This is a genomic window from Amnibacterium sp. (assembly GCF_025463795.1).
Taxonomy (GTDB): domain Bacteria; phylum Actinomycetota; class Actinomycetes; order Actinomycetales; family Microbacteriaceae; genus Amnibacterium.
Map to the genome: position 1 here is coordinate 1 of NZ_JAODBE010000014.1, position 6,946 is coordinate 6,946.

Annotated in this window: 8 protein-coding genes and 1 pseudogene; 6 read left to right on the top strand and 3 right to left on the bottom strand. The window is 75.7% G+C overall.

All coding sequences use genetic code 11. From position 1 onward, the window contains the following. Nucleotides 1–912: CYTH domain-containing protein (locus tag JWQ92_RS01125; RefSeq protein ID WP_297342615.1), on the bottom strand; the 912-nt coding region annotated here is incomplete at its 3' end. Between the two features lie 57 nt (nt 913–969). Between JWQ92_RS01125 and JWQ92_RS01130 the strand changes: the two genes are divergently transcribed. Next, nucleotides 970–2,262, top strand: coding sequence for a protein kinase (locus JWQ92_RS01130; RefSeq protein ID WP_297342616.1), 1,293 nt, complete (start codon nt 970–972; stop codon nt 2,260–2,262). Nucleotide 2,263: 1 nt separating this feature from the next. On the opposite strand, the gene JWQ92_RS01135 is transcribed toward JWQ92_RS01130, so the two are convergent. Continuing rightward, nucleotides 2,264–2,848: a hypothetical protein gene (locus JWQ92_RS01135; RefSeq protein ID WP_297342617.1), complete on the bottom strand. Its 585-nt coding sequence runs from the start codon at nt 2,846–2,848 to the stop codon at nt 2,264–2,266. Between the two features lie 180 nt (nt 2,849–3,028). Here JWQ92_RS01135 and JWQ92_RS01140 point away from each other — a divergent pair, with 180 nt between their 5' ends. The 5 genes from JWQ92_RS01140 (at nt 3,029) to JWQ92_RS01160 (ending at nt 6,516) form a co-directional block, all read left to right on the top strand. After that, nucleotides 3,029–3,958 (top strand): aldo/keto reductase, encoded by a 930-nt coding sequence (locus tag JWQ92_RS01140; RefSeq protein ID WP_297342618.1) that lies wholly within the window; start codon nt 3,029–3,031, stop codon nt 3,956–3,958. Between the two features lie 19 nt (nt 3,959–3,977). After that, nucleotides 3,978–4,085: a DUF3253 domain-containing protein gene (locus tag JWQ92_RS01145; RefSeq protein ID WP_297342619.1), complete on the top strand. Its 108-nt coding sequence runs from the start codon at nt 3,978–3,980 to the stop codon at nt 4,083–4,085. Nucleotide 4,086: 1 nt separating this feature from the next. Next, a complete protein-coding gene (locus JWQ92_RS01150; RefSeq protein WP_367276700.1) occupies nt 4,087–5,058 on the top strand; it encodes a cation diffusion facilitator family transporter in 972 nt (323 codons plus the stop codon). 127 nt (nt 5,059–5,185) lie between these two features. Beyond that, on the top strand, nt 5,186–5,671 hold the full coding sequence (locus tag JWQ92_RS01155) for a DNA translocase FtsK (RefSeq protein ID WP_297342620.1): 486 nt from the start codon (nt 5,186–5,188) through the stop codon (nt 5,669–5,671). A 254-nt stretch (nt 5,672–5,925) separates the two neighbouring features. Further along, entirely contained in the window at nt 5,926–6,516 is a 591-nt protein-coding gene (locus JWQ92_RS01160) for a DNA translocase FtsK (protein WP_297342621.1), read from the top strand. 19 nt (nt 6,517–6,535) lie between these two features. On the opposite strand, the pseudogene JWQ92_RS01165 reads toward JWQ92_RS01160, so the two are convergent. Further along, nucleotides 6,536–6,946, bottom strand: a pseudogene (locus JWQ92_RS01165) (hypothetical protein); the annotation flags it as partial.

Genomic DNA, 6,946 nt, shown 5'->3' on the forward strand with positions numbered 1-6,946 from the left:
GCCGAGGTCCTCGAGCAGCTCGGCGGCGACGCGGGAGCCGACCACCGGGTCGCGCGCGTCGCCGAGCGTCGCGCCGAGCGGTCGAAGCCGCCCGCGCAGCGAGGCCCCCGCCTCGCCGGTCACCTCCTCCAGCGCGAGCACCGACCGGAGCCGGCGGATGGTCTTCCTGGCGCGGTGCACCTCGTCGGGGCCCCCGGAGACCAGCGCGGCGACGTCGCGGTGCAGCTGCTCGGTCAGGCGCGCGACGACGCGCCGCACCACCTCCCCGGCCGTGGTGGCGGGGCCGGGCTTCTCGATCCGCTCCCCGCCGAGCGCCTGCGCCAGCTTCGCCGGGCTCGGGGACACCCGCGCACCGGCAGCCTGCAGCACGGGGTCGGCGGCCGCGAGCAGCTCGGCGGAGGCGTCGGCGTCGTCGCCGACCTGCTCGACCTCCCACTCCCGCCAGGTGCGCACGACGCCGGCGGCGATGTCCGTCGCGGTCACCCGGTCGTCGACCACCTCGACGGCTCCGGCGCCGGACGCGTCGTGCAGCACCGTGGCGGTGCGCTCCGTCGCGATCCGCGCGATGGGCTCGAGCGGTGCGGTGCGGACGCGGGACGCCACGAGCTCCCGGATCGCGGCGGGGACCACGTCCGGGGCCGCGGGATCGATCGGCGCCTGCAGCTCGGTGCGGCCGACGGCGGCCGGCAGCTTCACGTGCCAGCCCGCGTCGTGGCCGCCCGTGCGGCGCCGGAGCGCGATCCTGGCCCGGACGAGCACCCGGTCGGCGGTGTCGAAGTACACGGCTTCGAGCCGGACGGGATCGAACGGTTCCACCGCCTCGGCACCCGGCACGGTCGCGAGATCGGGCATCACGGCCCGTTCGTCGACCGCGTACTTGACCTCGATCTCCGCATGTGATGCCGCAGCCACGGTCCCATCCTCGCGCGTCGCCCCCGGATAGGATCCGGTGACCGCGAGGAGAGGCCGATGGGGGGAGCGCCGACGGCACCGCTGGGCACGCTGCAGGGCCGGTATCGCCTCACGGAGCTGCTCGGCCACGGAGCGAGGGCGACGGTCTACCGCGCGGAGGACCTCCTGCTCGGGCGGGACGTCGCGGTGAAGGTGATCGAGGCGGCGTCCGCGGATGCGGCCGCCGTCGTGGCCCACGAGGCGGAGGCGCGCCGGCTCGCGTCGCTCACGATGCACGGCCTCGTCACCCTGCTCGACGCCGGGGTCGAGCAGGCGCCCGACGGGCCGCCGAGGATCTTCCTGGTGCTCGAGCTCGTGGAGGGCACCGACCTGAAGCGGGTGCTCACCCGCGGCACGCTGCCGCCCCGGCACGTCGCGCACATCGGCTTCGACGTCGCGGAGGCGCTGCAGTACATGCACGACCGCGGCGTCGTGCATCGGGACGTCACGCCCGCGAACGTGCTGCTCCTCGACCACGGCGCCGACCGGCGGCCACGGGTGAAGCTCGGCGACTTCGGGGTGCAGGACATCGTGGGGGCCGCCGCCGCGGAGGGCGCCTACCGCAGCCCCGAGCTGATCGGGACGGCGAGGGCCACCCCGGCGGCGGACGTGTACGCGCTCGGGCTGGTGCTGCTCGAATGCCTCACGGGCACCTCGGGGCCGGCTGCGCTCGCCGCGGCCCCGCCGGACCCGTGGCGCTCCACCCTCGCCGCGATGCTCGACCCGGATCCCGGTGCGCGCCCCGACGCGGAGACGCTCGTCGCGACCTTCCGCCGCCTCATCGTCGAGGAGCGGGGACGGCACCGCAGCCCGGAGCGGGCGCCGGGGGAGGAGGCGCGGCTCGCCGCGGTCCGCGCCTACGGTGTGCTCGACACCCCGCCCGATGCGCCGTTCGACCGCATCGCGAACCTCGCCGCCCGGGTGCTCGACATGCCGATGGCCGCCATCGGGATCCTCGACAGCGACCGCGTCTGGTTCAAGTCCCGCACCGGCCCCCTGCCCGGCGAGGTGCCGCGCGACGCCGCGCTGCACGCGGCGCTGCTCGACGGCGAGGTCGTCGACCTGACGGACGCCGGTGGCGCGTTCGCCGCGGATCCGCTCGTCGCGGGCGACCCCGGCGTCCGGTTCGCGGCCGCCGCGCCGCTGACCACCGCCGAGGGGCTGCAGCTGGGCCTGCTCGCCGTGTACGACATCGCCCACCGGGCCCTGCCCGACGGTGCGGAGGCGACGCTCGCCGACCTCGCGGCGATCGTGCTCCACGAGCTCGAGCTGCGCCGGGCGGCGCGACGGGCGGCGCTGGCGCGCCGCTGACTCAAGCGGGGATGTGGGCCGGCACGGGCCCCGCGGCGAGCAGCACGCCACCGACGCCGAACGGCGAGAGCCCGAAGGCGGAGGACAGGGCCGCGAGCGACGAGCCGGTGTTCCAGCCGCGGAGCACGGCCCGCTCCTCGACGTCGTTCAGCGGGCGGTCCGCGACGGCCGGCGGGGCGATCGGCGCCTCGGGCTCGAGCATGAGCTCGACGAGCCGGCGCTGCGCCTCGTCCCGGTCGCAGCCGGCGAGCGCGGCGGCGTCGTCGATGCCGCCGAAGTTCCAGAAGGCGTCGAGCAGGCGCACGTCGAGCTCATCGGGCTCGCGGAACGCCGGCGCACGGAGCACGACCGGCGCGCCCTGCGCCGCGGCGACCGGATCGACCGCGGTCGTGATCCGGACGGGGCGGCCCGCGGCGGTCGCTGCGATCAGGGAGGCGCGGGTGCGGCGGTTCCGCCGGGCGTCGACGAGGGCGCGGAGCACGAGGAGCCCGAGCCCGGCGGCGATTCCCGCAGCCCCGACGGCGGGGCCCTCGGTGGCGCCGAGCACGACACCCCAGGCCATGGCGGCGAGCGCGATCCAGGGCATCCGGCCCTCCTCTCCCCGCTGACGCTATCGGCCGCCCGCCGCGCCGAGCCAGCCCCTCTGCCGGTGTCGGTGCTTCAGGGGACCGATCGGGGTACACGCGGGGGACGCTCGGGATACTCCGAGTGCGGATCTGGCTGACTGGGCGCGGACGCGGACATCGGTCCGCGCGAGGGGAGCGACATGACGGAACTCGACTTCGGCCCGGTGATGCTGGGCGGCAACGTGTTCGGCTGGACGGCCGATCGCGACGAGAGCTTCCGGGTGCTCGACGCCTTCCTCGACGCCGGCGGGCGGGCCCTGGACACCGCCGACGTGTACTCCGCCTGGATCAGCGGCAACGCGGGCGGCGAGTCCGAGTCGATCCTCGGCGAGTGGCTCGAGTCGCGCGGCGTGCGCGACCGAGTGGTCGTCGCGACGAAGGTGGGCAGCCTCGGGGGGCGCCGGGGCCTCTCGTCCGCGAACATCACCGCGGCGGTCGACGACTCGCTGCGGCGGCTGCGGACCGACCGCATCGACCTCTACTTCGCGCATCGCGACGACGAGACCGTCGCCCAGGACGAGACGATGGGAGCGTTCGACGCGCTCGTGAAGGCCGGCAAGGTCCGCGAGATCGGCGCATCGAACTTCACGCCCGCCCGCCTCCGCAGCGCGGCCCGCATCGCAGCGGCCTCCGGGCTCACCCCGTTCACCGTGGCGCAGGACCACTGGAGCCTCGTCGAGCGCGACGCGGAGATCGACCTGGTGCCGACCGTCGGGGAGCTCGGGATGGTCGAGGTGCCGTACTCCTCGCTCGCGAGCGGCTTCCTGACCGGCAAGTACCGACCGGGCGTCGACGTGGACTCGCGGCGAGCGGGCCGGGCGGCCGCCTACCTCGACGACCCTCGGAACGTCGACCTGCTCGACGCGCTGGACGACGTGGCCGCCGAGCACGGTGTCAGCGTGACGGCCGTGTCGCTGGCCTGGCTGCGCGAGCAGTCCCACGTCGCCGCGCCGATCGCGAGCGCGCGCACCGCGGAGCAGCTCGCGGAGCTGATGCAGTCGGCCGCGGTGACGCTCACGCGGCAGGAGGTCGAGCTGCTGTCCGCCGCCACCGAGCCCGTCTCCGCCTGACGGACGGCTTCGCCGAGCGATGGGTCGTGTGACGGCTGCGGCCGAGGTCGAGATCGGGCAGGGTGGGCACGTGGTGGATCCCTCGACGGCCGGCGGGCCGGTCCGAATCCGACGTCGCCGGTCCTGACGTGGCCGTGGAGGAGGCCGAGGAGCGGGCCCAGGAGCGGGAGGGGACCGGCGGCGAGTCCGCGATCACGGTGCTCGTCGCGCTCGGCGCGAACCTGCTCATCGCGATCGCGAAGACGGTCGCCGCGCTGATCACGGCGTCGGCGTCGATGCTGGCGGAGGCGGCCCACTCCTGGGCGGACACCGGCAACGAGGTGTTCCTCTTCATCGCCGGCCGCCGCGCCGCGAAGCCCCCGACCACGCGCCACCCGCTCGGCTTCGGGCGCGACACGTACGTCTGGTCGTTGTTCGCGGCCGTCGGCCTGTTCACCGTGGGCGCTGCCGTGTCCGTGCTGCACGGCATCGGCGAGCTGGGGGTGAAGGGGCCCGCAGCGGATCCCCTCATCAACTACATCGTGCTCGCCGTCTCGTTCGTGCTCGAGGGCGTCTCCTTCCTGCGGGCCTTCCAGCAGGTGCGCCGCAGCGCCGGCGCAGCGCAGCAGGACCTGCTGGACTACGCCCTGACCACGAGTGATCCGACCGTGCGCGCCGTCGTCTTCGAGGACGCCGCAGCGCTGGTCGGCATCGTGATCGCCGCGGCCGGCGTCGCGCTGCACCAGGTCACCGGGAGGGGCGTCTGGGACGCGGCCGGCTCGATCGCCGTCGGCGTCGTGCTCGGCCTCACCGCGATCCTGCTGATCCAGCAGAACAGGCGCTTCCTCATCGGCGAGGCCGTCGATCCGAGGGTCCGGGCGTCGGTGCTCGGCATGCTGCTGCAGAACGACGACGTGCTCAGCGTCACTTACCTGCACCTCGAGTACGTCGGGCCCGGCCTCGTGTTCCTCGTCGCGGCGGTGGACCTCACGGAGGACGCCCCCGAGCACGAGGTCGCCGTCCGGCTCCGGCGCCTCGCACAGGGGCTCGAGGAGCGGCCGCACGTGCGGCGGGCGATCCTCACGCTGTCGGTGCCGGGGGACGCGCCCGCGGTGCCCTGACGACCGCGGGCCCGCACTCTGGGGGTCCCGCCATGCGTGCCCTCGACGGCAGGATCCGCGATCCTGGTGCGGCAGCCGCGGACGCGCTCGGGGGAGCGATCCGTCTTCGGCTCGGATCGGGGGGATCGTGCGCGATCAGGCGCATTCGGAGCGGATCGCGGCGGTCGCGATCGCGGTGTTCGTCGTCGCGGTCGTCGCGCTCTGGCAGAACTGGCAGGTCGGCGTGGTCGTCGCCCTCGCAGTCGGCGTCGCGGGAACGGTCGTGATCGGCATCGGCATGCAGCGGCAGGCCGCCGCGGTGCCCCACGACGGCGAGATCGACTTCGACGCGCCCCTGCACGGCGACCTGGGCCGGGACGTGCGCCGCATGCGGGTGCGCCTCGGCGACGACTGGGCGGACTTCGCCCGGGCGGCCGCGGTCGTGACCGCGTCGCAGTGGGCGTCGACGGCCGGGCTGCAGCGCGACCTCGCCGTCCCGGCCTCGCGGGCGCGGCACCTGCTCGACCTGCTCGAGGCCGAGGGCTTCGTCGGCCCGCCGCGGGGCACGGCGCCGCGGGAGGTCCTCGTACCCGCCGAGTCCGCGGGCGAGGTGCGGCGACTGCTGCACGTCTAGCGACGACACGCCGGGCGTTCCTCTCGACTCGGTAACGACCCGCCGAGAGGGCGCTCAGGATCGCCCGATCCGGGCGTCCGGTCAGGGTCCGCCGGGGACAATGGACCCATCGCCGCGGACCCCCGCCGCACCCTCTCGCCAGCGTCGCCGTGCCGTCGCCGGCTGTCCTCTCCGTCGCGCCGTCACGGTGCCGGAACGGGGATGGTGCGCGCACGCCCGCGGCCCGATCCGATCCACCCGCGGGAGGCCGACCCATGCTCCAGCTCACGTCCGACCCGAAGCGCAGCGCGCTGCTGCTGCTCGCCGGCTTCGTCGCCGTCGCCGCGCTCCTGTTCCTCTGGTGGCCCGCCGGCACCGTCCTCGGGCTCGTCGCCGGAGGCTTCGCGGTGCACCGGATCGGGACGGGCATGCAGCGCGCGGCGGAGTCCCAGCCGTGGGCGGACCTGCACGACGTCACCGCGTGGCTCGACGACCGCGAGCCGCGGCCCGAGCACCAGGCCGTGGCCGTCGAGTCCGCCTCCGTCGCGCCTGTCCCCGACGAGGCGGAGCCCGCGGCCGTTCCTGAGCTCCGGGACGAGGTGCGCTCGCAGCTCACGGGCCTGAAGACGCAGCTGGGCGACGACTACCCCGACTTCGCCCGGGCCGCCCGTCTCGTCGTCGAGACGCAGTACGCGTCCGCCGCGCGCCTCCAGCGCGAGCTGCAGGTGCCGTACTCCCGAGCGCGCCGCCTCCTCACGGACCTCGAGCAGCAGCACCTCGTCGGCCCGGCGACCGGCTCGCTGCCCCGCCAGGTGCTGATGCCGAAGGACCGCCTCCCCGAGCTCGAGGCGGTCCTCGCCTCCTGACCGGCACGACGGGCCGGACTCAGCCGAGCGACTCCGGACGGCTCCGGGCGCGGGCCAGGACGTCCTCCGCGTCGTCGACGGCGCGGCGCGCTGCCCGCTGATCGATGCGCCGGTCCCGCACGTCGCCGTCGGCCGCCGTCAGGGCGTCCTCCGCGGCGTCGAGCCGGCGCCGCAGCTCGGCGATGCGGTCACGCAGGTCCGTGACCCGTCCGTCGGCCTCCTCGCGTCGGCGATCCGCGTCGGCGAGGTCGTCCTCGGCGTCCTGCTCGGCACGACGCGCCCGGTCCCGGACCCGCTCGGCGTCGGCGACGGCCCGTTCCGCGTCCCGTCGCGCCGCAGCGGCCACCCGGTCCTCGTGGGCCGCGCCGGACGACTCGTCCGCCGGCGTCGCCGTCGCCCTGACGGGCGCGGCGCCGAGCGTCGGCGCGGC